The organism is Acidovorax sp. JHL-9, from assembly GCF_000426205.1.
In the GTDB taxonomy this organism is placed as follows: domain Bacteria; phylum Pseudomonadota; class Gammaproteobacteria; order Burkholderiales; family Burkholderiaceae_C; genus Acidovorax; species Acidovorax soli.
On record NZ_AUEX01000002.1, the window covers coordinates 164,935 to 188,659 of the forward strand.

At 67.7% G+C, this 23,725-nt stretch carries 18 protein-coding genes and 1 riboswitch; of the genes, 13 read left to right on the forward strand and 5 right to left on the reverse strand.

Features of this window, described 5'->3' with window-relative positions; translation table 11 throughout:
• Positions 1–39 precede the first annotated feature (39 nt).
• Both K225_RS21425 and K225_RS0102390 read right to left on the reverse strand, forming a co-directional pair.
• A complete protein-coding gene (locus K225_RS21425) occupies positions 40–618 on the reverse strand; it encodes a 4'-phosphopantetheinyl transferase superfamily protein (protein ID WP_155885206.1) in 579 nt (192 codons plus the stop codon).
• Entirely contained in the window at positions 600–4,661 is a 4,062-nt protein-coding gene (locus K225_RS0102390; RefSeq protein WP_026434916.1) for a Pls/PosA family non-ribosomal peptide synthetase, read from the reverse strand. The genes K225_RS21425 and K225_RS0102390 overlap by 19 nt, the downstream gene beginning before the upstream one ends.
• Positions 4,662–4,721: 60 nt before the next feature.
• Positions 4,722–4,796, forward strand: a riboswitch (S-adenosyl-L-homocysteine riboswitch).
• Positions 4,797–4,824: 28 nt separating this feature from the next.
• Between K225_RS0102390 and metH the strand changes: the two genes are divergently transcribed.
• On the forward strand, positions 4,825–7,554 hold the full coding sequence (gene metH, locus K225_RS20220) for a methionine synthase (RefSeq protein WP_369794830.1): 2,730 nt from the start codon (positions 4,825–4,827) through the stop codon (positions 7,552–7,554).
• Positions 7,555–7,751: 197 nt separating this feature from the next.
• On the opposite strand, the gene K225_RS0102400 is transcribed toward metH, so the two are convergent.
• The gene (locus K225_RS0102400) at positions 7,752–8,303 is read right to left on the reverse strand and encodes a shikimate kinase (protein WP_026434917.1); all 552 of its coding nucleotides are present in this window, start codon (positions 8,301–8,303) and stop codon (positions 7,752–7,754) included.
• Positions 8,304–8,428: 125 nt separating this feature from the next.
• Here K225_RS0102400 and K225_RS0102405 point away from each other — a divergent pair, with 125 nt between their 5' ends.
• On the forward strand, positions 8,429–9,325 hold the full coding sequence (locus tag K225_RS0102405; RefSeq protein ID WP_051248603.1) for a YihY/virulence factor BrkB family protein: 897 nt from the start codon (positions 8,429–8,431) through the stop codon (positions 9,323–9,325).
• A gap of 132 nt (positions 9,326–9,457) precedes the next feature.
• A complete protein-coding gene (locus K225_RS20225; RefSeq protein ID WP_034711643.1) occupies positions 9,458–10,177 on the forward strand; it encodes a glycine zipper 2TM domain-containing protein in 720 nt (239 codons plus the stop codon).
• A 55-nt stretch (positions 10,178–10,232) separates the two neighbouring features.
• Here K225_RS20225 and K225_RS0102415 read toward each other — a convergent pair whose 3' ends face one another.
• Positions 10,233–11,006 (reverse strand): ferredoxin--NADP reductase, encoded by a 774-nt coding sequence (locus K225_RS0102415; protein WP_026434919.1) that lies wholly within the window; start codon positions 11,004–11,006, stop codon positions 10,233–10,235.
• 140 nt (positions 11,007–11,146) lie between these two features.
• Here K225_RS0102415 and K225_RS0102420 point away from each other — a divergent pair, with 140 nt between their 5' ends.
• Genes K225_RS0102420 through K225_RS0102435 form a run of 4 tightly spaced genes read left to right on the forward strand, consistent with a single transcriptional unit; the run spans position 11,147 to position 15,830 of the window.
• Positions 11,147–12,352, forward strand: coding sequence for an ABC transporter substrate-binding protein (locus K225_RS0102420; RefSeq protein WP_026434920.1), 1,206 nt, complete (start codon positions 11,147–11,149; stop codon positions 12,350–12,352).
• A gap of 42 nt (positions 12,353–12,394) precedes the next feature.
• On the forward strand, positions 12,395–14,293 hold the full coding sequence (locus K225_RS0102425; RefSeq protein ID WP_026434921.1) for an ABC transporter permease: 1,899 nt from the start codon (positions 12,395–12,397) through the stop codon (positions 14,291–14,293).
• The gene (locus tag K225_RS0102430) at positions 14,290–15,081 is read left to right on the forward strand and encodes an ABC transporter ATP-binding protein (RefSeq protein ID WP_026434922.1); all 792 of its coding nucleotides are present in this window, start codon (positions 14,290–14,292) and stop codon (positions 15,079–15,081) included. Before K225_RS0102425 ends, K225_RS0102430 begins: the two co-directional genes overlap by 4 nt.
• A complete protein-coding gene (locus K225_RS0102435; RefSeq protein ID WP_034711597.1) occupies positions 15,081–15,830 on the forward strand; it encodes an ABC transporter ATP-binding protein in 750 nt (249 codons plus the stop codon). Before K225_RS0102430 ends, K225_RS0102435 begins: the two co-directional genes overlap by 1 nt.
• A gap of 32 nt (positions 15,831–15,862) precedes the next feature.
• Here the strand turns inward: K225_RS0102435 and K225_RS0102440 are convergent, their stop codons facing one another.
• Positions 15,863–17,413: a YifB family Mg chelatase-like AAA ATPase gene (locus K225_RS0102440; protein ID WP_026434924.1), complete on the reverse strand. Its 1,551-nt coding sequence runs from the start codon at positions 17,411–17,413 to the stop codon at positions 15,863–15,865.
• A gap of 212 nt (positions 17,414–17,625) precedes the next feature.
• Between K225_RS0102440 and K225_RS0102445 the strand changes: the two genes are divergently transcribed.
• The 6 genes from K225_RS0102445 to glcF all read left to right on the forward strand — a co-directional run bounded on the left by K225_RS0102445 (position 17,626) and on the right by glcF (position 23,706).
• Positions 17,626–18,357 (forward strand): TorF family putative porin, encoded by a 732-nt coding sequence (locus K225_RS0102445; protein WP_026434925.1) that lies wholly within the window; start codon positions 17,626–17,628, stop codon positions 18,355–18,357.
• Positions 18,358–18,398: 41 nt separating this feature from the next.
• The gene (gene glnK / locus K225_RS0102450) at positions 18,399–18,737 is read left to right on the forward strand and encodes a P-II family nitrogen regulator (RefSeq protein WP_026434926.1); all 339 of its coding nucleotides are present in this window, start codon (positions 18,399–18,401) and stop codon (positions 18,735–18,737) included.
• A 42-nt stretch (positions 18,738–18,779) separates the two neighbouring features.
• Positions 18,780–20,213 (forward strand): ammonium transporter, encoded by a 1,434-nt coding sequence (gene amt, locus K225_RS0102455; protein WP_026434927.1) that lies wholly within the window; start codon positions 18,780–18,782, stop codon positions 20,211–20,213.
• A 213-nt stretch (positions 20,214–20,426) separates the two neighbouring features.
• Positions 20,427–21,548 (forward strand): glycolate oxidase subunit GlcE, encoded by a 1,122-nt coding sequence (glcE, locus tag K225_RS0102460; protein WP_026434928.1) that lies wholly within the window; start codon positions 20,427–20,429, stop codon positions 21,546–21,548.
• 67 nt (positions 21,549–21,615) lie between these two features.
• A complete protein-coding gene (locus K225_RS0102465; RefSeq protein ID WP_026434929.1) occupies positions 21,616–22,401 on the forward strand; it encodes a YoaK family protein in 786 nt (261 codons plus the stop codon).
• A 33-nt stretch (positions 22,402–22,434) separates the two neighbouring features.
• Complete coding sequence (glcF, locus tag K225_RS0102470; protein WP_026434930.1) at positions 22,435–23,706, forward strand: glycolate oxidase subunit GlcF; 1,272 nt, start codon at positions 22,435–22,437, stop codon at positions 23,704–23,706.
• The last annotated feature ends 19 nt before the right edge of the window (positions 23,707–23,725 follow it).

Here is a 23,725-nt window from a genome sequence, read left to right on the forward strand (position 1 = left end):
AATGCGGGAGGTTGGCCCACGGACCATCCAGCGACCCCTTCAAAGACTTGGAACCGTACCCGAGTCTTGCCACGCCAGCGCGGCACACCAGCCGCGCAGAGCGGCGCCATGAAGTGGTGCGCAACGGTAGTGCACCAGCCGAGCGGCCAGCGCTTCGCTCCATTCCACCAAGGGTTCGCGGGCACATTTCAGGCGCGCCTCGTGCTGCGTCCAGGCGGTAGCAAAAGCTATTGAAATGGGGGCTTCTGGCGCCTGATTTGATCGCGTTGGAAGCCAATTGGGCCCCAGGAAAAGTGCAGCGGTGGCGGCGTCGGCCTGCACGGGCAGTGCTTGCACGTCCACACCCACGGGCGCGTCGTGGCAGGCCAGCAGGCTCAGGCCCTCGGCGTGCGACAGGCTCAGGTGCAGGTCGGGCCGCGCGGGGGCCCGGGGGGGCTCGCCGCGCTGGTTGGTGAGGGTGGTGACGCCCAGCAGATCGGCCAGCGCCGTGCGGGCCAGGGCCCGCACCGTCTCGCGCGGGGCGCCAGGTGGCATGGGCAGGCCCCAGACGCGGGGCGCGCCGGGCGCTTGCCAGAGCGCGATGGCGCAGCGCGTGGGCGTCAGGCGGCGTGTTTCCATGGTGCGGCGGGGCTGCCATGCCACGTACTGTGTGCCGGCAGGCTCTCGCCCTTCATCACCAGCGTGAGCGGGCCCAGCTGCACGCCGTCGGCCAGCGTGGCGCTGTAGAGCACGGTGCAGCGCGGGCCGCAGGTCACTTTGGCACCGATCACCACGTCGTCGATCTTCATGACCCGGTCTTCAAACAAGTGCGTTTGCGGGCAGCACAGCGCGTTCAGTTCGCTGTGCGCGCCAATCCGCACGCAGTCGAATTCCGTCATGTCGGTGGTGTCGATGTAGGCGCTGGGGGCAATGCGCGTGCCCAGCAGGTTCAGTGCCAAGGGCAGCCAGGGCGTGCCACGCAGGTAGCGCAGGAAGTTGGGGACGGCAATGCCTTCGTACATGTTGGTGGCCGCTTCCGAAAGCCACACGAACGGCGTCCACATGGGCGTGTTGCGCTTGCGGTAACGCCCCAGCAACATCCACTTGAACAGTGCCACCGCCACGAAGGTGCCCACGCCAAAGAGCAGTCCGGCAACCGCCAGTTCCAGCGCCAGCAGGTTCCACAGGCCCTCTTCTGCCAGTGGCATGGCGTCGAGCACGATGGCGTAGCCAGCGGCAATCACCAGCGCGTGGGGAGAGGCAATGCGCAGCGCCTCCACCGCGCCGCGTCCGGTCTTGCGCCAGCGGGAGGGGTGGAAGGTGAGGTGCTCCGGGTAGCCCTGCGTGCTTTCGCGCGCGGGCAGCAGCATGGGGGGCGAGCCCAGCCAGGTGTCGCCGCTGGCCATTTGTGCGCTGCGCGGCACGCCGCTCATCACGCCGATCAGCACGTTTTCGGGGATGGTGGTGCCGTCGGGCACATAGGCGCCGTTGCCGATGAAGCTGCGGCGCGACACGGTGGTGGGCTGCACCGTCATCCAGCCGCCGTCAATGTGTTCGTCGCCCAGCATCACCGCGTCGGCAATAAAGCATTCATCACCCAGCGTGAGCATGTCGGGCACCAGGCCCAAGGCGGTGGAGAGTTCGGTTTCCTCGCCCACCTTGGCGCCCAGCAGTCGGTACCAGGTGGCCGAATACACGGTGGCGTAAATGCCGTGCAGCACCGCAAGGCTGGACTCCTGGATCTGGTTCACGAGCCATTTGGCGAGGTAGCGGTTGCTGTGCACTGGCCAGGTACCGGCCTTCATGCTGGGCAAGAAGGCCCAGCGGATGCCGGCAGAAATCAGTGCGGTGGCGGTGATCAGCACCACGGTGGCAGGCAGCGACAGGGCAAAGAACTTGATGAAGCGCAGCACAAAGGCGGTGGTGGCGTCAATGGTGCCCGTCTCCAGCAGGGGGCGCACGGAAATGGCGTCCACGTCCAGCCAGTCGATCAGCAAGAAAGTGGGGAAGACCGGAAAAAAGAAGACGACGGCGACAAACAGTGAACCGAGCGCGAAGGCCGCCGACTCCCACGCCAGGCGCTGGCCGCTCACAGGTGGGCGTGGCGTTTGCTGTCCAACGTCGAACGCTCCCCGGTCACGCGCCGGGGAGCCGCTCCAGATACGTGCCGCAGGCACGGTGGTACCGCTGGCCAGGGCCGACTGGCCATCGACATGGGCATAGTCCTCGATGCGCACATCGCCTTCCACCACCGAGTAAGAGCCGATGCAGGCGTTGGCGCCAATGTCAATGCTTCCGAGCAGCAGCCAGCCGCCTTCAACGCGGGCGTTCTCCAGGTTCACGGCGTTGCCGATGCTCGTGCCCGCGCCAATCGACAGCAGTTCGGGTGCGCGCACGGTGAGCGCGCCCAGGTTGACCTCCGGGCCAATCTTTGCACCCAGAGCGCGCAGCCACGCCAGGTAGAGCGATGAGCCGTTGAGCATGTAAACGGGAATTCCCTCCAGCAGCCTGTCGGTCAGCCACCAGCGGTAGTAGGTCAGGCCCCACAGCGGATAGCGTCCTGGCTTGAGCCGCCCGGCAATCAGCCATTTGCCCGCCCAGGCCACCACAAACTCGGCCAGCGTGGCCAGGACAAAAGCCAACAGCGACATGGCGATGGCAAGCGCAATCGAGTCGCTGGGATCGCCCGTGTAGAAGTGGTACATGAAGAAGGGCGCAAGCCACTGGGCCATCTTCAGCGTGATGAGCGGCGGCAGCGCCAGGGCTTGCGCGATGCCGCAGCGCCAGCGCCGCCATGGGCTGTGCGTGGTGAAGGGGCGCTCAGGTGTCGCGCCGGGGGCCGTCATGCCCATTTGCAGCGCCTGGGCGATGGCGCCGATGCGGCGGTGCTGGTAGATGTCGCGCACCGTGGCCTGGCCGAAGCGCGCGTCGGCGCGCAGAGCGGAGGTCAGGCGCGCCGCCAGCAGCGAATGACCGCCCAGGTCATTGAAAAAGTCCATGCCGCGGCGCACCGGTTGGCCAGGGAACAGTTTGGCGATGGCCGCGAACAGGGCTTCTTCGGCCGGGGTTTCCGGGGTGTCCCCGCCTTCGTCAGAAGCGGCGGCGGCCAGCGGTTGGGCCTTGAGGGCTTTGCGGTCGATCTTGCCGGAGGGCAGGCGCGGCATGGCCGGCAGCGCCTCAAAGCGCCCCGGCACCATGTAGGGTGGCAGTTTCTCGGCCAGACCGTGGCGCAGTGCCGATGGGGTGGGCGGCTCGCCCGAGGGCACGTAAAAAGCGACCAACTGGTCCAGGTCATCGTCGCGCCGCAGCAGCACCGCCGTGGTCCCGACGCCGGGCTGTTGTGCCAGCACCGCTTCGATTTCGCCCAGCTCCACGCGAAAGCCGCGAATCTTCACCTGGTCGTCGGCGCGGCCCAGGCATTGCATTTGGCCGTTTTCCACGCGCGCCAGGTCGCCCGTGCGGTACAGGCGCTGGTCATGCTCGCCCGTGGCCCAGGGATTGGGCAGGAATTTTTCGGCCGTCAGATCGGGGCGCCCCAGGTAGCCGGCGGCCACACCGGGGCCGGTGATGCACAGCTCCCCCGTCTCGCCAAACGGCAGGATCTTGAGCGGCGGCAGCTTGCCGTCCACCACGCTGTCCGGGTCGATCACCTCGATGACCATCAACCCGTAGTTGGGCAGCGCCTGGCCGATCGTCACCGGCTCGCCGCGTCGGAGTTCCGCCAGGCTGGCGGAAACCGTCGCTTCGGTCGGGCCGTAGGTGTTGAACATCTGTCGCCCCGGCGCAGCCCAGCGCTCGACCAGCGATTGCGGGCACATCTCGCCGCCCAGGTTGATGGTGCGCAGGCTGGCCACGTCGTGCGCAAACAGCGCCAGCAGCGTGGGCACGGCGTGCAGCACGGTGACGCCGTTGTCCCTGAGCGCACGCGGCAGCGCCTCGGGGTCGCTCGCAACCTCCCGGGGGGCGATCCACAGCGTGGCGCCCACCAGGTAGCTGATCCATATCTCCTCGAACGACATGTCGAACGCCACCGAGAAGCCCTGGTACACCAGGTCGCCTTCGCGGACACCCAGGCGCGCGTTTTCGCTGCGCAGAAAGTGGCAAATGCTGCGCTGGGTGATGGCAATGCCCTTGGGCTTGCCGGTGGAGCCGCTGGTGTAGATCACATACGCCGTGTGGCTGGGCAGCGCGCCCTCGCGGCGGCGCAGCGCAATGCCATCCTGCAGCGCGGGCAGGGCTGCCAGCAGCGTTTGCTCCGTGTACACCGGGCACGAAATGCCACCGTGCGCAGCAATGGCATGGCTTTGTTGCTCTGCAATCAATAGCGCAACAGCGCTGGCGTCTGCCAGGCAGGTGGCGATGCGCTCGGGCGGCGTATCGGCATCAAACGGCAGCCAGGCCGCACCCGTCTTGGCGATGGCCAGCTGCAGCACCAGCAATTCGATGCCGCGTGGCAGCCACAGGCCCACCATGCTGCCGGGCCGCACGCCCGCCTCGATCAGGCGGTGCGCGGCCATGTCGGCCAGTGTGTTCAGCTCGCCATAGGTGACCTGGCGCTCGCCAAAAATCAGCGCCATGGTGGACGGGGCGCGGGTGGCCGTGGCTTCAAAAACGTCTGCCAGGACTTCGTTGCGCAGCAGGCCTGGTTCTGCTGGTCCGCGCAGGATGGGGGCAATAGTCATTGGTGGTGATTGTGGCAAATGCCCATGCCTTTGTCGGTTTCGTAAAATTACGGGTTTTGCGCTGGCAAGGAGCGTTGCAGCGGCCCGGGCCGCGAGGCTTGCCAGCGCGCTGCGATGCAACGACGCTCATCCCATTAGGTCGTCAGCGATGAGCCACACCCATATGCCTTTCATTTCTCCCATGAAGCTGTCCGGCCTGGAGCCCGTCTCCATCGGCGAGGGCACGCTGTTCGTCAACATCGGCGAGCGCACCAACGTCACGGGCTCCAAGGCGTTCGCGCGCATGATCCTGAATGGCCAGTACGAAGAGGCCCTGGCCGTGGCGCGCCAGCAGGTGGAAAACGGCGCCCAGGTCATCGACATCAACATGGACGAGGCCATGCTCGACAGCAAGGCGGCCATGGTGCGCTTTTTGCAGCTCATCGCCTCCGAGCCCGACATCGCGCGCGTGCCCATCATGGTGGACAGCTCCAAGTGGGAGGTGATCGAGGCCGGGTTGCGCTGCATCCAGGGCAAGGGCATCGTGAACTCGATCAGCATGAAAGAGGGCGTGGAGAAGTTCAAGCACGAGGCGCGGCTGGTCAAGCGCTACGGTGCTGCCGCCGTGGTGATGGCGTTCGACGAGGTGGGCCAGGCCGACACCTATGCGCGCAAGATCGAGATCTGCGAACGCGCCTACCGCATCCTGGTCGATGAGGTGGGCTTCCCGCCCGAAGACATCATCTTCGACCCCAACATCTTCGCCGTGGCCACCGGCATCGAAGAGCACAACAACTACGCGGTCGATTTCATCGAGGCCACGCGCTGGATCAAGCAGCACCTGCCCGGCGCCAAGGTGTCGGGCGGCGTGTCGAACGTGAGCTTCAGCTTCCGCGGCAACGACCCGGTGCGCGAGGCCATCCACACCGTGTTCCTGTACCACGCGATTGCGGCCGGCATGGACATGGGCATCGTCAACGCCGGCATGGTGGGTGTCTATGACGACCTGGAGCCCGTGCTGCGCGAGCGCGTGGAAGACGTGGTGCTCAACCGCCGCCCGGATGCGGGCGAGCGCCTGGTGGAGATCGCCGAGACCGCCAAGAGCGGTGCCAAGGACGAGAGCAAGAAGCTCGAATGGCGCGGCACGCCCGAGCATCCGAAGACCGTGGGCGAACGCCTGAGCCACGCGCTGGTGCATGGCATCACCGACTTCATCACCGAAGACACCGAAGAGGCCTATCGCGCCATTCTGGCCCAGGGCGGGCGCCCGCTGCATGTGATCGAAGGGCCGCTGATGGACGGCATGAACATCGTGGGCGACCTGTTCGGTGCCGGCAAGATGTTCCTGCCCCAGGTGGTGAAAAGCGCGCGCGTGATGAAGCTCGCGGTGGCCCACCTCATCCCCTACATCGAGGAAGAAAAACGCCAGGACGAGGCTGCGGGTCGCGACGTGCGCAGCAAGGGCAAGATCGTCATCGCCACGGTGAAGGGCGATGTGCACGACATCGGCAAGAACATCGTCACCGTGGTGCTGCAGTGCAACAACTTCGAGGTGGTGAACATGGGCGTGATGGTGCCCTGCCACGAGATCCTGGCGCGCGCCAAGGTCGAGGGCGCCGACATCGTGGGCCTGTCGGGCCTGATCACGCCCAGCCTCGAAGAAATGCAGTACGTGGCCGGCGAGATGCAGAAGGACGAGCATTTCCGCATCAAGAAAATCCCGCTGCTGATCGGCGGTGCCACCTGCTCGCGCGTGCACACGGCCGTCAAGATCGCGCCGCACTACGAGGGCCCCGTGGTCTATGTGCCCGACGCCTCGCGCAGCGTGAGCGTGGCGCAAAGCCTGCTCGGTGAAGGCGTCGAGAGTTATGTGCAGGAAATCAACGCCGACTACGACAAGGTGCGCACCCAGCACGCCAACAAGAAGCAGGTGCCGCTGTGGCCCCTGGCCAAGGCCCGCGCCAACAAGACGCCCATAGCCTGGCAGGCCTACCAGCCCGCCGTGCCGCGTGCCCTGGGTCGCCGGGTGTTCCAGAACTTCGACCTGGCCGAACTGGCGAAATACATCGACTGGGGCCCGTTCTTCCAGACCTGGGACCTGGCTGGCCCGTACCCCGCCATCCTGACGGACGAGGTGGTGGGCGTGGAAGCCACGCGCGTGTTTGCCGACGGCCAGGCCATGCTCAAGAAGATCATCGAAGGCCGGTGGCTCACGGCCAGCGGCGTGATGGCCCTGCTGCCCGCCAACAGCGTGGGCGACGACATCGAGTTCTACACCGATGACACCCGCACCGAAGTCGCCATGACCTGGTACGGCCTGCGCCAGCAGGCCGAAAAGCACACCATCGACGGTGTGACGCGCCCCAGCCGCTGCTTGGCCGACTTCGTCGCGCCCAAGGAGAGCGGCATTGCCGACTACGCCGGCCTGTTTGCCGTGACGGCCGGCCTGGGCGTCGAGAAGAAGGAAAAGGCCTTTATCGACGCGCTCGACGACTACTCGGCCATCCTGTTCAAGAGCCTGGCCGACCGCCTCGCCGAAGCCTTTGCCGAATGCCTGCACCAGCGCGTGCGCACCGACCTGTGGGGCTATGCCAGTGATGAGGCGCTGAGCAACGAGGACATGATTGCCGAGAAATACCGCGGCATCCGCCCCGCGCCCGGCTACCCCGCCTGCCCCGACCACAGCGCCAAGACCGATCTGTTCCGCGTGCTCAACGCCGAAGAGATCGGCATGACCCTGACCGAAAGCCTGGCCATGATGCCCGCCGCCAGCGTGAGCGGCTTCTACATCGGCCACCCCGATGCCGTGTACTTCAACGTGGGCAAGATCGGCGAAGACCAGCTGCATGACATGGCAGAACGCCGCAGCATGGATGAGAAGCTGCTGGAGCGGCTGTTGGCGCCGAATTTGTGATGCGATGAAATAAAGAGCTGCCGGCGTTTTTGCATCAAACGTGCACTGCCAAGAGGGCTCTGAAATCAGCAAGGCCCTACATGGGGGAGCTTGTGTTTGTCTGCGGGGTACCGGTTGGGTGCGCATGCCGGCAACGAAGACAGCGCGGCGGCCGACACCCGGTGTGTCTTGTCAGCGTGGGTGCAGCCAGTCTTCCGTCAGGCCTGCGCAGACGGGGGCGCAGCGGCGGCGCCTTGCGCCATCTCCAGCTGCATCATCACCATGCTGACCAGGGTGCTCACCGAGGGGCGCCCCGTCTCGATCACGTAGTGCGCGGTTTCGCGGTACAGGGGGTCGCGCAGGGCGTAGAGTTCGCGCAACTTCTCCAGGGGGTTGCCGCCCTGCAGCAGCGGGCGTGTCTTGTCGTGCTTCACGCGCTTGTAGATTTCTTCGGGCGATGCGCGCAAATACAGCACGTTGCCAAACTGGCGCAGCACCTCGCGGTTTTCGGGGCGCAGCACCGCGCCGCCGCCGGTGGACAGCACCAGGCCGCCGGGCTGCTGCGCCACCTCGGCCAGCAGCTGCGATTCGAGATCGCGAAATCGCGCTTCGCCCTCCACCTCGAAGAAGTGGCGGATGGTGGTACCGATGGTCCGCTCCAGCCGGTGGTCCAGGTCGATGAAGGGCACCCCGGCCCGGTGGGCCAGCTGCCGGCCGACGGTGGATTTGCCCGAGCCGGGCATGCCGACCAGTGCGCAGCGAATCTGCATAAATGGTGTCCTGTCTTCTTGCCTGTCCAAAGGCAGGCCGAGTGTAAGGCTGTGGGAGCCGGACTACCCGGGTTGCACCGTTTGTCCGATGGGCAGGCGGACCACGCCTGGGTAGCCTTGCCGGCATGAATGGCCTGCACCTTTACCGGCCCGCACGGGCGGCGGCGCGCAGGGGCGCCCGCGTGCTGCTGCCGCTGCGGCGGGCGGTGTGGTTGTGGATGGACGCCGACGGCGCCGGCATGAGCGCGGCGATGTCGTTCTACGGCATCCTGAGCCTGGCGCCGCTGCTGGTGCTGCTGGTGGCCCTGCTGGGCTGGTGGCTGGACCGCGACAGCCTGCAGCAGGGCCTGATTGCGCAGATCGCCACCCTCGTGGGCGAGCAGGGGGCGGCGGTCATACGCCAGGCCCTGGCCAGTGCCCAGGAGCCCGCGCAAGGGCTGCTGGCCTCGCTGCTGGGTTTTTTCGTGCTGTTGTTTGGTGCCACCGGGGTGTTTGGCGAGCTGCAGTCTGCGCTGCAGCGGCTGTGGACCCACGGGCGTGGTGCGGTGCAGCCCCTGCCGTGGTGGCACGGTGCTTCGCTGCGTCTGCGGGGCGTGGCGTATGTGCTGGCGTTCGGCTTTTTGCTGCTGGTGTCCCTGGTGATTTCGACCCTGCTGAACCTGTTGGCCGGCTGGGCCGGCCACTGGCTGGCGATAGCGCCGCTGTTGCGGGTGCTCAACGAAGCCGCCGCGTTTGGCGTCTGTGCGACCCTTTTTGTGGGCTTGATGCGCATGAGCGCCGGTCCCAAGCCCCGGTTGCGGTTTCTGTGGCTGGGCGCGGTGATGGGCGCATCGCTGTTCACGGCGGGGCGGCATGTGCTGGCGGTTTACCTGTCCACCGCGGCGGTGGTTTCCGCCTACGGGGCGGCGGGTTCGCTGGTGGTGCTGCTGATGTGGATCTATTTTGCGTCGGCGGTGCTGCTGTTGTCGGCCGGCTGTGCGCGCGCCTGTGAAGAGGCGCTGGGTCCCACCGTGCCGCGATGAGAAATTGCTGAAGGCTCTTACCACCGCTTACATGGGTGGCATCCATTCCCGCCGGTGCCGTGTGTAACTTCAGGGCAGGCCTGCGAGCGCTGTCGCAGAGGCTGTATTCGATCTGTTGAGAAAGGCAAAAACATGCAACCCACCACTTCCGCTGTTCCCCAGGCCCCTTTGGCCGCAACTCCCGGTGGCGTGCCCCTGAAATGGCTGTGGGCCGCCATTGCCGCCCTGGGCCTGTGCGTGCTGGCGTTGGGCGCAACGCTGGTGGCGCAGCAGCGCCCGGGTGCGATGGCCGAAGACGCGGCCCGGGTGGCGCCCGCGGCGCGCACGCCAGACCACGAGATCATTGAGGAGAGAAAACCTGCAGCGCTTGACCAGAAAGCGCCAATAGCTCCTGAATATGTCGCAAATCAGGTGCCTGCAGCACCCACCGGGCAACGCGCTGCGGCCCGTGCCCACCCGCAGGCGCCCCAGCCCGCGCGGTATGACGAAGCCCCTGCGCGCCAGGAAGTCGCACGGGCCCCGGTGTGCACGGTGTGCGGCCGCATCGAATCCGTGCAGGCGGTGCAGCAGGCCGCTCCCGCCACGGGCCTGGGCGCGGTCGCCGGCGGTGTGTTGGGCGGCGTGCTGGGCAACCAGGTGGGCAAGGGCTCCGGCCGCACGGCTGCCACGGTGCTGGGCGCCGTGGGCGGTGGTTACGTGGGCCATACGGTGGAGCAGCGCACGCGCACCCAGACGGTGTACGAGGTGCGCGTGCGCATGGACGATGGCTCGGTGCGCCGCTTCACGCGCTCGCAGCCCGTGCCCGAAGGCGCACCCGTGCGCTTGCAAGGCAAGGGATTCGAGCTGGTCTAACGCCTGACGGTGCGCTGGGCGGCAGGCCAGTGCTGCCTGCCGACTTGCAGCGGGCTTATTTCTCGACGAAGGCGCGCTCGATCACGAAGTCGCCGGGCTTGGTGGTGTTGCCTTCCTCGAAATCGCGGTGCTCCAGGATGTGCTTGAGCGAAGCCAGCATTTCGGGGCTGCCGCAGAGCATCACGCGGTCTTCCAGCGGGTTCAGCGCCGGGATGTCGAGGTCGGTGAACAGCTTGCCGCTTTCGATCAGATCGTTGATGCGGCCCTGGTTGCGAAACGGTTCGCGCGTCACCGTGGGGTAGTACTTGAGCTGCTGGCTCACCAGCTCGCCCAGGAACTCGTGCTGGGGCAGCTCCTGGGTGATGTAGTCGTGGTAGGCCAGCTCGCTCACCTGGCGCACGCCGTGCACCAGGATCACTTCTTCGAACTTCTCGTAGGTTTCCGGGTCGCGGATCACGCTCATGAACGGCGCCAGGCCCGTGCCGGTGGACAGCATGTACAGGCGCTTGGCCGGCAGCAGGTAGTCGATCAGCAGGGTGCCGGTGGGCTTCTTGCCGACCACGATGGTGTCGCCCACTTGGATGTGCTGCAGGCGCGAGGTCAGCGGGCCGTCGGGCACCTTGATGCTCAGGAACTCCAGGTGCTCCTCGTAGTTGGCGCTGACGATGCTGTAGGCGCGCAGCAGCGGCTTGTCGTTCACCTTCAGGCCGATCATGGTGAAGTGCCCGTTGGAAAAGCGCAGCGCCGGGTCGCGGGTGGTGGTGAAGCTGAAAAGCCGGTCGGTCCAGTGGTGGACGGTCAGCACGCGTTCTTCGAGAAAGGCACTCATGGTTTCGTAGCAGAAATGAAAAAAAACAAGGCCCCAGCGGGGCAGGGCGCAGGGCGGCAAACCCGTGCATTGTCCGGCAAATGGGATGGGCGGTACATTTTGAGCCTTCGACCGTCATGATGTTGGACAAAGGAACTTCCATGCGCAGCTTCTCCGTCGCCCGCCGGGCCCTGTTGGTGGCCGGGCTGGCATGTGCCGCTGCTGCGGTGCATGCCCAGGGCGCGATCCGGATCGGTGAAATCAACAGCTACAAGGCACAGCCCGCCTTCCTGGCCCCTTACAAGAAGGGGATGGAGCTGGCCGTGGCCGAGATCAACAGCGCCGGCGGCATCCAGGGCCGCAAGCTGGAGCTGGTGGTGCGCGACGACAACGGCAACCCCGGCGACGCCGTGCGGGCCGCCGACGAGCTGCTGGCGCGCGAAAAGGTGGATCTGCTCATGGGCAGCTTCCTGTCGCATGTGGGGCTGGCCCTGACCGACTTTGCGCGGCAGAAAAAGGTCTTCTTCCTGGCGGCCGAGCCGCTGACCGACAAAATCGTCTGGGAAAACGGCAACCGCTACACCTTCCGCCTGCGCGCTTCCACCTACATGCAGGTGGCCATGCTCGTGCCCGAGGCAGCGGCGCTGAAGAAAAAGCGCTGGGCCATCGTCTATCCCAATTACGAATACGGCCAGTCGGCGGCGGCCACCTTCAAGAAGCTGCTCAAGGCCGCCCAGCCCGACGTGGAGTTTGTCGCCGAGCAGGCGCCGCCCCTGGGCAAGGTGGATGCGGGCAGCGTGGTGCAGGCCCTGGCCGATGCCAAGCCGGATGCCATCTTCAACGTGCTGTTCGCCGCCGACCTGGCCCGGCTGGTGCGCGAGGGCAACACCCGGGGCCTGTTCAAGGGGCGCGAGGTGGTGAGCCTGCTGACCGGCGAGCCCGAGTACCTGGACCCGCTCAAGGGCGAAGCCCCGGTGGGCTGGATCGTCACCGGCTATCCCTGGTACGCCATCCAGACCGCCGAGCACCAGGCGTTCCTCAAGGCCTACAAGGAACGCTTCAACGACCATCCCCGCCTGGGTTCGGTGGTGGGCTACACGGCCATCCAGTCGCTGGCCGCAGGCTTGCGCAAGGCCGGCGGCAGCGACACCGAAAAGCTGATCGCCGCCTTCAGGGGGCTGGAGCTGGCGTCGCCGTTCGGCACCATCCGCTACCGGCCCGAAGACCACCAGTCCACCATGGGCACCTTCGTGGGCCGTACGCGCCTGCAGAACGGCGCGGGCGTGATGGCAGACTTCCGTTACCTCGACGGGGCGCGCTTCCAGCCATCGGCCGATGAGGTGCGCAAGCTGCGCACGGCCGGCTGACATGCACCAGGCCACGCTGCTGGGCCGTCCGGGCTTGTGCGCATGAGTTTTTCCGGCCTGCTGGTGCAGTTGCTCAACGGGCTGGCGTCGGCTTCATCGCTGTTTCTGGTGGCGGCGGGGCTGTCGCTGATCTTCGGGGTCATGCGCATCGTCAACTTCGCCCACGGATCGTTCTTCATGCTGGGCATCTACCTGGCCTACTCGCTGGTGGAGCGCCTGGGCGCCACCATCGGTTTCTGGCCGGCCCTGCTGCTGGCACCGCTGGCCACGGCGGCCCTGGGGGCGCTGGTGGAGGTGCTGCTGCTGCGCCGCATCTACCGCGCGCCCGAGCTGTTTCAGCTGCTGGCCACCTTTGCGCTGGTGCTGGTGATCAAGGACGCCGTGCTGTGGGCCTGGGGCCCGGAAGAGCTTTTCGGGCCGCGCGCTCCGGGGCTGGAAGGGGCGGTGGACCTTCTCGGGCGGCAGTTCCCCACCTACGACCTGTTCCTGATGGCCGTCGGCCCGCTGGTGCTGGGCCTGCTGTGGCTGGGCCTGCACCGCACGCGCTGGGGCACGCTGGTGCGCGCGGCCACGCAGGACCGCGGCATGGTGGGCGCCCTGGGCGTCAACCAGGCCTGGCTGTTCACGGGGGTGTTTGCGCTGGGCGCCCTGCTGGCGGGCCTGGCCGGTGCCTTGCAGCTGCCGCGCGAACCCGCCCAGCTCGACATGGACCTCCACACCATCGGCGCGGCCTTCGTGGTGGTGGTGGTGGGCGGCATGGGTTCGATCCCTGGCGCGTTTGTGGCGGCGCTGCTGATTGCCGAGCTCAAGGCGGTGTGCGTGTGGGCCGGGCTGGTGGAAGTGGGGGGCATCAGCCTGTCGCTGTCGAAGATGACGCTGGTGGTGGAATTCCTGGTCATGGCCGTGGTGCTGGTGTGGCGGCCCTGGGGGCTGCTGGGGCGGCCGCAGCCGCCAGTGCGCGCGGCGGGCATGGCCGAGGCGCCGCTGCACCCTGCCAGCCGGGGCGTGCAGTGGACTGGCTGGGCCCTGCTGGCTGCGCTGGCGCTGGTGCCGCTGCTGGCCGGGGCCTGGCCCTATGCGCCGGTGCTGCTGGTGGACCTGCTGGTGGCGGTGCTCTTTGCCTCCAGCCTGCATTTCCTCATGGGACCGGCCGGCATGCACTCGTTCGGCCATGCCGCCTACTTCGGGCTGGGGGCCTATGCGGCGGCGCTGCTGGTGCAATCGGCCGCGGTGCCCATGGAGCTGGCCCTGCTGCTGGCTCCGCTGGCAGCGGGCCTGGGGGCGCTGGCCTATGGCTGGTTCTGTGTGCGGCTGTCGGGCGTTTACCTCACCATGCTCACGCTGGCGTTCGCGCAGATCACCTGGGCGCTGTGCTACCAGTGGGACGCCGTCACCGGCGGCAGCAATGGCCTGGCCGGCGTGTGGCCCGCACCCTGGCTGGCCAGCCAGCAGGCCTATTACCTGCTGACGCTGGCCCTGGTGGCCGCCGGCGTGCTGCTGCTGCGGCGCGTGCTGCTGGCGCCGTTGGGCTATGCGCTGCGCGCGGTGCGCGACTCGGCCCTGCGGGCGGACGCCATCGGCATGGATGGGCGGCGCCTGCAGTGGGCGGCGTTTGTGCTGGCCGGCGTGCTGGCCGGCCTGGCCGGGGCCTTGTATGTGTTTTCCAAGGGCAGCATCGCGCCTGAAAGCCTGTCGGTGGGCAAGTCGGTGGACGGCCTGGTGATGGTGCTGCTGGGCGGCGTGCAGACGCTGGTGGGCCCCTGGGTGGGCGCGGCCACCTTCACCTGGCTGCACGACACCGTGGCACGCAACACCGACTACTGGCGCGCCGTGCTGGGTGGCACCATGCTGGCGCTGGTGCTCATGTTCCCGCAGGGGCTGGCGGGCTTTGCCCGGCAGCTGGCCCTGCGCTGGCAGGCCCGCCGCAGGAGCGCGCCATGAGTCCATCGCCCCCGCTGCTGCAGGTGACGGGCCTGCGCAAGGCCTTTGGCGGCGTGCATGCGGTCGATGGCGTGGATTTCACGCTGGCGCCGGGCGAGATGCTGGCGCTGATCGGCCCCAATGGCGCGGGCAAGTCCACCACCTTCAACATGGTGGGCGGCCAGCTGCGGCCCGATGCGGGCCGCATCCGGCTGGCGGGCGTGGACATTGCCGGCCTGCCGCCGCGCGCCATCTGGCGCCAGGGCGTGGGCCGCACCTTCCAGATCGCCGAAACCTTTGCCTCGCTCACCGTGCTGGAAAACGTGCAGATGGCGCTGCTGTCGGCCGACCGGCGCCTGTTCTCGTTCTGGCCCCGCGCGCAAGACCACCGGCGTGACGATGCGCTGGCCCTGCTGGCGCAGGTGGGCATGGCGGCCCAGGCACCGCGCCCCTGCAGCACGCTGGCCTATGGCGACGTCAAGCGGGTGGAGCTGGCCATGGCGCTGGCCCATGCGCCCCGGCTGCTGCTGATGGACGAACCCACGGCCGGCATGGGGCCGGCCGAGCGCCTGGCGCTGATGGCGCTCACGCAGCAACTCGCGCGCGAGCGCGCCATGGGTGTGCTGTTCACCGAGCACAGCATGGATGTGGTGTTTGCCCACGCCGACCGTGTGCTGGTGCTGGCGCGCGGGCGCCTGCTGGCCGAGGGCCCGCCGCAGGCCATTCGCGACAACACCCGGGTGCAGGAGGTGTACCTGGGCAGCGGCAGCATGTTCGGCCAGACAGCGGCCGCCGGGAGCCTGACGTGATGGCCGCTGCGCTTTCGCCCTTGCTGGAGGTGCAGGGCCTTTCCGCCTGGTATGGTGCCGCGCAGGTGCTGTTGGGTGTGGACCTGCAGGTCGCGCGCGGCGAGGTCGTGGCGCTGATGGGGCGCAATGGCGCCGGCAAGTCCACCACGCTCAAGGCCATCGTGGGGCTGGAGGTGCGCCGGCACGTTCACCCTGGTGGCCAGTTGCGCTTCCTGGGGCGCGACATCGCGCGCAGCGCGCCCTACCAGGTGGCGCGCATGGGCCTCGGCTATGTGCCGGAAGACCGGCGCATCTTCACCGACCTGAGCGTGCTCGACAACCTCGAAGTGGGGCGCCAGGGCGCGCGCCACTGGCCCGACGGCAGCGCCGCGCCGCACTGGACGCCGGAGCGGCTGTTTGCGCTGTTCCCCAACCTGGGCGAAATGCCCCACCGGCCCGGCGGGCGCATGAGCGGCGGCGAGCAGCAGATGCTCACCGTGGCGCGCACCCTCATGGGCCAGCCCCTGCTGGTGCTGCTCGATGAGCCGTCCGAAGGCGTGGCGCCGCTGATCGTCGAGCAGATGGCCCACACCATCCGCCAGCTCAAGGCCCAGGGCGTGAGCGTGCTGCTGTCCGAGCAGAACCTGCACTTTGCCGAGGCGGTGGCCGACCGCGCCTATGTGCTGGAACAGGGCCAGATCCGCCACCACAGCAGCATGGCGGATCTGGTGGCCGACCCGGCGGTGCGGCGGCAGTACCTCGGGGTGTAGGCGCCGGGGCCTGCGGCCCCGCGCGCCCCGGGTCATGCGCCAGGCCCGCGCAGCACGCGCCGGTATTGCACGGCCTCGGCCACATGTGCCACCTGGGTGCTGGCGGTGCCCGCCAGGTCGGCAATGGTGCGCGCCACCTTCAGCGTGCGATGCGTGCTGCGGGCCGACCAGCCCAGGCGCGCGGCCGCCGTCTGCAGAAACTGCGTGGCGGCGGGCTCCAGCGCGGTGTGGGTGTCGATTTCCTGGCCCTGCAGCGCCTGGTTGGTCTTGCCCTGGCGGGTGATGGCGGCCTGGCGGGCGCGGGCCACGCGCTCGCGCACGGCGGCGCTGGCCTCACCCGGCGGCGCGTCCAGCAAATCGCTGGCGGGCAGGGCGGGCACTTCCACATGCAGGTCGATGCGGTCGAGCAGCGGGCCGCTGAGCTTGCCCTGGTAGCGTGCCACCTGGTCGGGCGTGCAGCGGCAGGCACGCTGCGCTGATCCCAGAAAACCGCAGGGGCAGGGGTTCATGGCCGCCACCAATTGGAAGCTGGCCGGAAATTCTGCGCGCCGTGCCGCCCGTGCAATGGTGACGCGCCCGGTTTCCAGCGGCTCGCGCAGGGCCTCCAGGGCGGCGCGGGGAAATTCCGGCATCTCATCGAGAAACAGCACACCATGGTGGGCCAGCGATATTTCTCCGGGCTGCGGCGGCGAGCCCCCGCCCACCAGTGCCACCGCTGATGCCGTGTGGTGCGGCTGGCAGGTGGGTCGCTGCGCCCAGCGCGCGGGGGTGAAGCGCCCGGCCAGGCTGGCCACGGCGGCGCTCTCCAGGGCCTCTTCCATGGTCATGGCCGGCAGCAGCCCGGCAAAGCGCTGGGCCAGCATGGATTTACCGGATCCGGGCGGCCCCATCATCAGCAGGCTGTGCCCGCCGGCGGCTGCGATCTCCAGTGCGCGCTTGGATGCCGCCTGGCCCTTGATATCCGAAAGATCGGCATAGGCTACCTGCGTGGCCAGCGGCGCGGGTTGCAGCAGGCACCAGCCGTCGTCCGGGGCGCTGGCGTCGTCCATGGATTCCTGGCTGCCTGCCGGCAGGAACTGCCGCACGACATCCAGCAGGTGCCGGGCGCGGTACACCTGTGCGTCGGGCACCAGGGCGGCCTCTTCGGCGCTGCCGGTCGGCAGCACCAGGCGCACCGCCACGCCGTGGGCCCGCAGTGCCAGGCTGGTGGCCAGTGCGCCGCGCACGGGGCGCAATTGCCCGGACAGCGACAGCTCCCCGGCAAATTCATGGCCGGCCAGGCGGCTGGCGTCGATCTGCCCGCTGGCGGCCAGGATGCCCAGGGCAATGGGCAGGTCGAACCGGCCCGAATCCTTGGGCAGATCGGCGGGCGCAAGGTTGACCGTGATGCGCTTGTTGTGGGGGAACTCCAGCCCTGCGTTCTGCAGTGCCGAGCGCACCCGCTCGCGCGCTTCCTTCACCTCCAGATCGGCCAGGCCGACCAGGGTGAAGCTGGGAAGCCCGTTGGCCAGATGCACCTCAACGGTGACGGAGGGCGCTTCCAGCCCCAGGAGCGCGCGACTTTGCACCAATGCAAGACTCATGAACGGTTTTCTCCCCAGATGGGTGCGGTGGGTGGAGGGTTGTTGTCTGCTGGCGGCGTTGCGCACCAAGGGGGTGCAACGGCGCGGCGCCACTGCCAATGTAAGGGCGAATGCACGCCGTGGGTGCGGACCTTGTTGCCATGGTGGCCCACAACATGGCACGGACCGTGCTTAAACCGCTTGTCCCTACTCTTTGTCCCACCGGAGGAAACATGAACCGCGCATCCATCAAGTTCTTGAGCGTCGCCTTTGTTGCAGCCCTGCCGTTGCTGGCTTCGGCCCAGCTCACCGGCAATGTCAGCATGACCAGCAACTACAAGTTCCGGGGTCAGGACCAGGACACCGGCAAGGTCAGCGCCTTCAAGCCCGCGTTGCAGGGCGGTTTCGACTATGCCTTTGGTGACACCGGCTGGTATGTCGGCAACTGGAACTCCAGCGTGAACTGGCTGTCCGGCAATTCCCTGGAGTCCGACCTGTACGGTGGCTACAAATTCAAGGCCGGCGAGGTGGACCTGGATGTGGGGGCCCTGAGCTACCTGTACCCCGGCAACACCAGCGGCAACACCACCGAGCTTTATGGCGCCGCCACCTATGGCCCGCTCACGGCCAAGTATTCGCACACCGTGTCCAAGGACTATTTCGGCTGGGCGGGCGCCAAGTCCGGCTCCGGCCTCAGGGGCCGCAACACCGGCTACCTGAACGTCGCGGTGGCACAGGAGGTGATGCCCAAGGTGACGCTGAAGGCAGCGGTGGGCTTTACCCGCTTTTCCGGTGACATCCAGGACAGCGGCGTGCCCAACTACATGGATTATCAATTCGGTGGCGCCTACGACTTCGGCGCAGGCCTCACACTGGGTGCCGCCATCGTAGGCGCCAACAAGAAAGACTATTTCGGATCCGTCAACAAAGCCCGCGTGATCGCCACGCTCACCAAAACCCTGTAATTCACAGTGGGCGCGCAGGCGCCCCATCGGAGGAACCCCAAATGAAAATGGTGACAGCCATCATCAAACCCTTCAAGCTCGACGAAGTGCGCGAAGCCCTTTCCGACATCGGGGTGCAAGGCATCACGGTGACCGAGGTCAAGGGCTTCGGGCGCCAGAAGGGCCATACCGAGCTGTACCGCGGCGCGGAGTACGTGGTCGATTTCCTGCCCAAGGTCAAGATCGAGGCTGCCGTGGCCGACGAACTGGTGGACCGCGTGATCGAAGCCATCGAAGGTGCGGCGCGCACCGGCAAGATTGGTGACGGCAAGATTTTCGTCAGCCATCTGGAGCAGGTGGTGCGCATCCGCACCGGCGAAACCGGCAAGGAAGCCCTTTAAGCGCGCCCCAGGGCCCGCTGCATTCCACAGAGAGAACATGCCATGAAAAAACTGCTTGCTTCCTTCCTCCTGGGACTGAGCCTGCTGTCCGCAGGATCGATGTCCCTGGCCCAGGCGCCCGCCCCGGGCGAAACCACCGCTGCTGCTCCGGCGGCACAAGCCGCAGCGCCCGCCGCCCCCGTGGCTGCGCCGACCGATGCGGCACCCGCAGCCGCCCCTGCCGAGGCCGCCCCCGCAGCACCCGCACCCAAGCTCGATTCGGGCGACACCGCGTGGATGCTCACCTCCACCCTGCTCGTGATCCTGATGGTCATCCCGGGCCTGGCCCTGTTCTACGGCGGCCTGGCCCGCTCCAAGAACATGCTGTCGGTGCTGGTGCAGGTGTTCGTGATCTTTGCGCTGATCACCGTGCTGTGGGCCGTCTATGGCTACAGCCTGACCTTTGCCGGCGAGGGCCAGTTCTTCGGTGGCTTCGACAAGCTCTTCCTCAAGGGCATTGCGCCAGACACGCTGTCGGGCCTGCTGCCGACGATTCCGGAATATGTGTTCGTGGCCTTCCAGTCCACCTTTGCCGCCATCACCGTGGCGCTGATCGTGGGCTCGTTCGCCGAGCGCATCAAGTTTGCTGCCGTGCTGATCTTTGCCGTGCTGTGGTTCACCTTCAGCTACATCCCCATGGCCCACATGGTGTGGGGCGGCGGCCTGCTGGGCAAGGACGGCGCGCTCGACTTTGCTGGTGGCACCGTGGTGCACATCAACGCCGGTATCGCCGGCCTGGTGGGGGCCTACATGGTGGGCAAGCGTATCGGTTTCGGCCGCGAAGCGCTCACGCCCCACAGCCTGACGCTGACCATGGTGGGCGCCTCGCTGCTGTGGGTGGGCTGGTTCGGCTTCAACGCCGGCTCGGCCGGTGCCGCCAACGGCGCAGCCGGCCTGGCCTTCATCAACACCATCCTGGCCACGGGCGCTGCCACGCTGTCCTGGCTGGCCGGTGAAGCCCTGCACAAGGGCAAGGCCTCCATGCTGGGCGCGGCCTCGGGTGCGGTGGCGGGCCTGGTGGCCGTCACGCCGGCTGCCGGTTTCGTGGGGCCCATGGGTTCCATCGTGATGGGCCTGATCGCTGGCGTCATCTGCCTGTGGGGCGTGGGTGGCCTCAAGAAGATGCTGGGCGCTGACGATGCGTTCGACGTGTTCGGCGTGCACGGCGTGGGCGGCATCCTCGGTGCCATCCTGACCGGTGTGTTTGCCGCGCAGAACCTGGGCGGCACGGGCGGCCTGGCCCCCGACACCTTTGCCATGGGTGCCCAGGTGTGGATCCAGACCAAGAGCGTGCTGCTCACCATCGTGTGGTCGGGCGTGGTCTCGTTCATCGCTTACAAGATCGCCGATCTGCTCGTGGGTCTGCGGGTATCCGAGGAAGCCGAACGCGAAGGGCTGGACATCACTTCGCACGGCGAAACGGCCTACAACCGCTGATCGCTCCCGCGCTGCGGTGTCTGGTGGCGCCGCAGCGCCCTGCATGACCGACAAGTTTCTTCAAGGTTTTGGCCCGCCCTTGCAGCGGGCCTTTTTTCTGGGGCGAGGCCATGGCGTGCGCTGCGAACTGCGTGGGGGGCGGGTGGAATGCACGGTCCCTGTTCAAAAAATTCACATGCCCAGGCTGGCATACCCAGGAACAGTGCCGCTACCATGCAGACCATGGAATTCGCCTTTCGCCAGCTGGTTGACCGTGTCCGCGCCGCCGCCGCCGCGCAAACCCCCCTGCGCATCCGGGGCGGTGGCACCAAGGACTTTCATGGCCTTGCACTGCGCGGCGAGGTGCTCGACACCCGTGCCCTCACCGGCATCGTCAGCTACGAGCCCAGCGAGCTGGTCGTCACGGCGCGCGCGGGCACGCCGCTGTCCGAGCTGGAGGCCATGCTGGCCGAAAAAGGCCAGTGCCTGCCGTTCGAGCCCCCCCATTTCGGCCCGGGTGCCACCGTGGGCGGCATGGTGGCCGCTGGCCTCAGTGGCCCCGCCCGCGCCAGCGTGGGCGCCGTGCGCGACTACCTGCTGGGCGTGGTGTTGCTCAACGGCCGCGCCGAGTTGCTCACGTTTGGCGGCCAGGTCATGAAGAACGTGGCGGGCTACGACGTTTCGCGCCTCATGGCGGGCGCCTGGGGCACGCTGGGCCTGCTCACCGAGGTGAGTCTCAAGGTGCTGCCCGTGGCGCCCGCCGAGGCCACGCTGCGCTTTGAATGCAGCCAGGCCGATGCCCTGCGCCGGCTGCACGCCTGGGGCGGCCTGCCCCTGCCGCTCAACGCCAGCTGCTGGGTAGAGGATGCGGGCGTGGGCACGCTCTATGTGCGCCTGCGTGGCGCGGTGGCGGCGGTGAATGCGGCCTGCCGCAGCATGGGCGGCACGCGGCTCGACAATGCCAGCGTGGCGACCGACTGGCAGGCCTGCCGTGAGCAGACGCTGCCCTGGTTCACCGCCCGCCAGGCCCAGCCTGGGCAGGCGCTGTGGCGCCTGTCTGTGCCCGCCACGGCCCCCGTGCTGGCGCTGCCCGAGGGGGCCTCGCCGCTGATCGAATGGCATGGCGCCCTGCGCTGGGTGCAGGCGCCGCTGGCGCAGGGCGATGCGTTGCGCGAAGCCGCCCGGGCTGTGGGTGGCAATGCTGCGTTATTCATGGCGGATGGCGCAGAGAATTCAAGCGTTGCCGGCCCATTGGATCTGAAGTCTTCGGCGCTGGCACAGATCCATGCGCGCCTCAAGCACAGCTTCGACCCGGCCGGCATCTTCAACCCCGGCCGCATGGCGCCGCAGTGGTAAGGGGCGTGCGCATGGCGGCCAGCGACATCGGGCAAGCGAAGCCGCACCAGGGCGCCGCAGGCTGAACATGCGCCGCCTGCGTCACCTCACCGGCCACCACCGCACGGGCACCAGCAACCGCGTGCTGGGCCTGTTGCTGGCCTTCAATGCCGGGGCGGTGAATGCCGGCGGTTTTCTGGTGGTCCACCTGTACACCTCGCACATGACGGGCTTTCTGTCGATGCTGGCCGACCACCTCGTGCTGGGCAACATGGTGCTGGTGCTCAGCGCCCTGGGGGCCTTGCTGGCCTTCATCAGCGGGGCGGCCACCACGGCGGTGATGGTGAACTGGGCGCTGCAGCGCAAGCTGCACAGCAGCTATGCGCTGCCGCTGGTGCTGGTGGCGCTGCTCATGCTCGTGTTCGGCCTGGTGGGCGCCATCACGCTCGACTGGCGCACACCTTTTGCCGTGCCCATGACGGTGCTGCTGCTGTCCTTCATCATGGGGCTGCAGAACGCCACCGTGACCAAGATGTCCTCGTCCCAGATCCGCACCACCCACATGACGGGCGTGGTGACCGATCTGGGCATCGAGTTGGGCAAGATGCTGTATTGGAACCGCACCGGCACCGCGCTCGAAAACCAGGTGCGCGCCAACCAGGCACGGCTGCGCCTGTTTGCCGGGCTGGCGTCGGTGTTTCTCGTGGGCGGCATTGCCGGGGCAGCCGGCTTCAAGCATGTGGGCTTTGTCTTCGTGGTGCCGCTGGCGCTGGTGCTGCTGGCCCTGTCGCTGCCCCCGCTGTGGGCTGATCGCGCGCGCCTGCGCCGTCCGCTGCGCAAGGCCGGGCCCGCCCGGCTGCCCCCCATTCCTTGAAGTGATTTTGCTGACCCGTCCAGGCTGCACCCCATGCAAACCCAACTGACCCCTGAATACCGCGCGCGCCCCGACGGCCTGGAGGCTGAAGCCATCCTGCGCAAATGCGTGCACTGCGGCTTCTGCACGGCCACCTGCCCCACCTACCAGCTGCTGGGCGATGAGCTCGACGGCCCGCGCGGCCGCATCTACCTCATCAAGCAGGTGCTCGAGGGCGAGGCCCCCACGCGCAAGACGCAGATGCACCTGGACCGGTGCCTGACCTGCCGCAACTGCGAAAGCACCTGCCCCAGCGGCGTGCAGTATGGCCACCTGATCGACATCGGCCGCAAGATCGTCGATGAAAAAGTGGCCCGCCCCCTGGGCGAAAAAGCCCTGCGCTGGGCGCTGAAGGAGGGCCTGCCATCGCCCCTGTTCGCCCCCGCCATGAAGGTGGGCCAGGCGGTGCGCGGCCTGCTGCCCCCATCCCTCCAGGCCAAGGTGCCGGCGCCGCAGCCGGCCGGGGCCTGGCCCACGCGCGAACATGCGCGCAAGGTGCTCATGCTGGCCGGCTGTGTGCAGCCGGCCATGATGCCCCACATCAACACGGCCACCGCCCGCGTGCTGGATGCCGTGGACATACAGACCGTGATCGCGCCCCGGGCGGGCTGCTGCGGCGCCGTCAAGTTCCACCTCAACGACCAGGAAGGCGGCAAGGCCGAGATGCGCGCCAATATCGACGCCTGGTGGCCGCTGGTGGAGGCGGGCGGTGTTGAATCCATCGTCATGAACGCCTCGGGCTGCGGCGTCACCGTCAAGGAATACGGCCACATCCTGAAGGACGACCCGCAGTACGCTGCCAAGGCCGCGCGCATCAGCGCCCTCACGCGGGATCTGTCGGAACTGCTGCCCGCCATGCTGCCCGAGCTGGCGCAAAAACTGGCGGGCCGCGTGCAGCCGCCCGACGTACTTTTTGCCTACCACCCGCCCTGCACGCTGCAGCATGGCCAGCAACTGCGCGGCGGTGTCGAGACGCACCTGAACCAGCTGGGCTTCCAGCTGCGCGTGGCGCGCAACGAATCGCACCTGTGCTGCGGCTCGGCGGGCACATATTCGGTGCTCAACCCGGGCCTCTCGTACCAGCTGCGCGACCGCAAGCTCGGTGTGCTGGGCGAAGCCTTTGGCGAGCAGACCCCCGACGCCATCCTGTCGGCCAACATCGGTTGCATCACGCACCTGCAAAGCGGCACTTCCACCCCCGTGCGGCACTGGGTGGAAGTGCTGGACGAGGCGCTGGGCGCTGCCGACGCGATGCCCGTACGGTGAGCCGGGCGGGCAGGAGCGC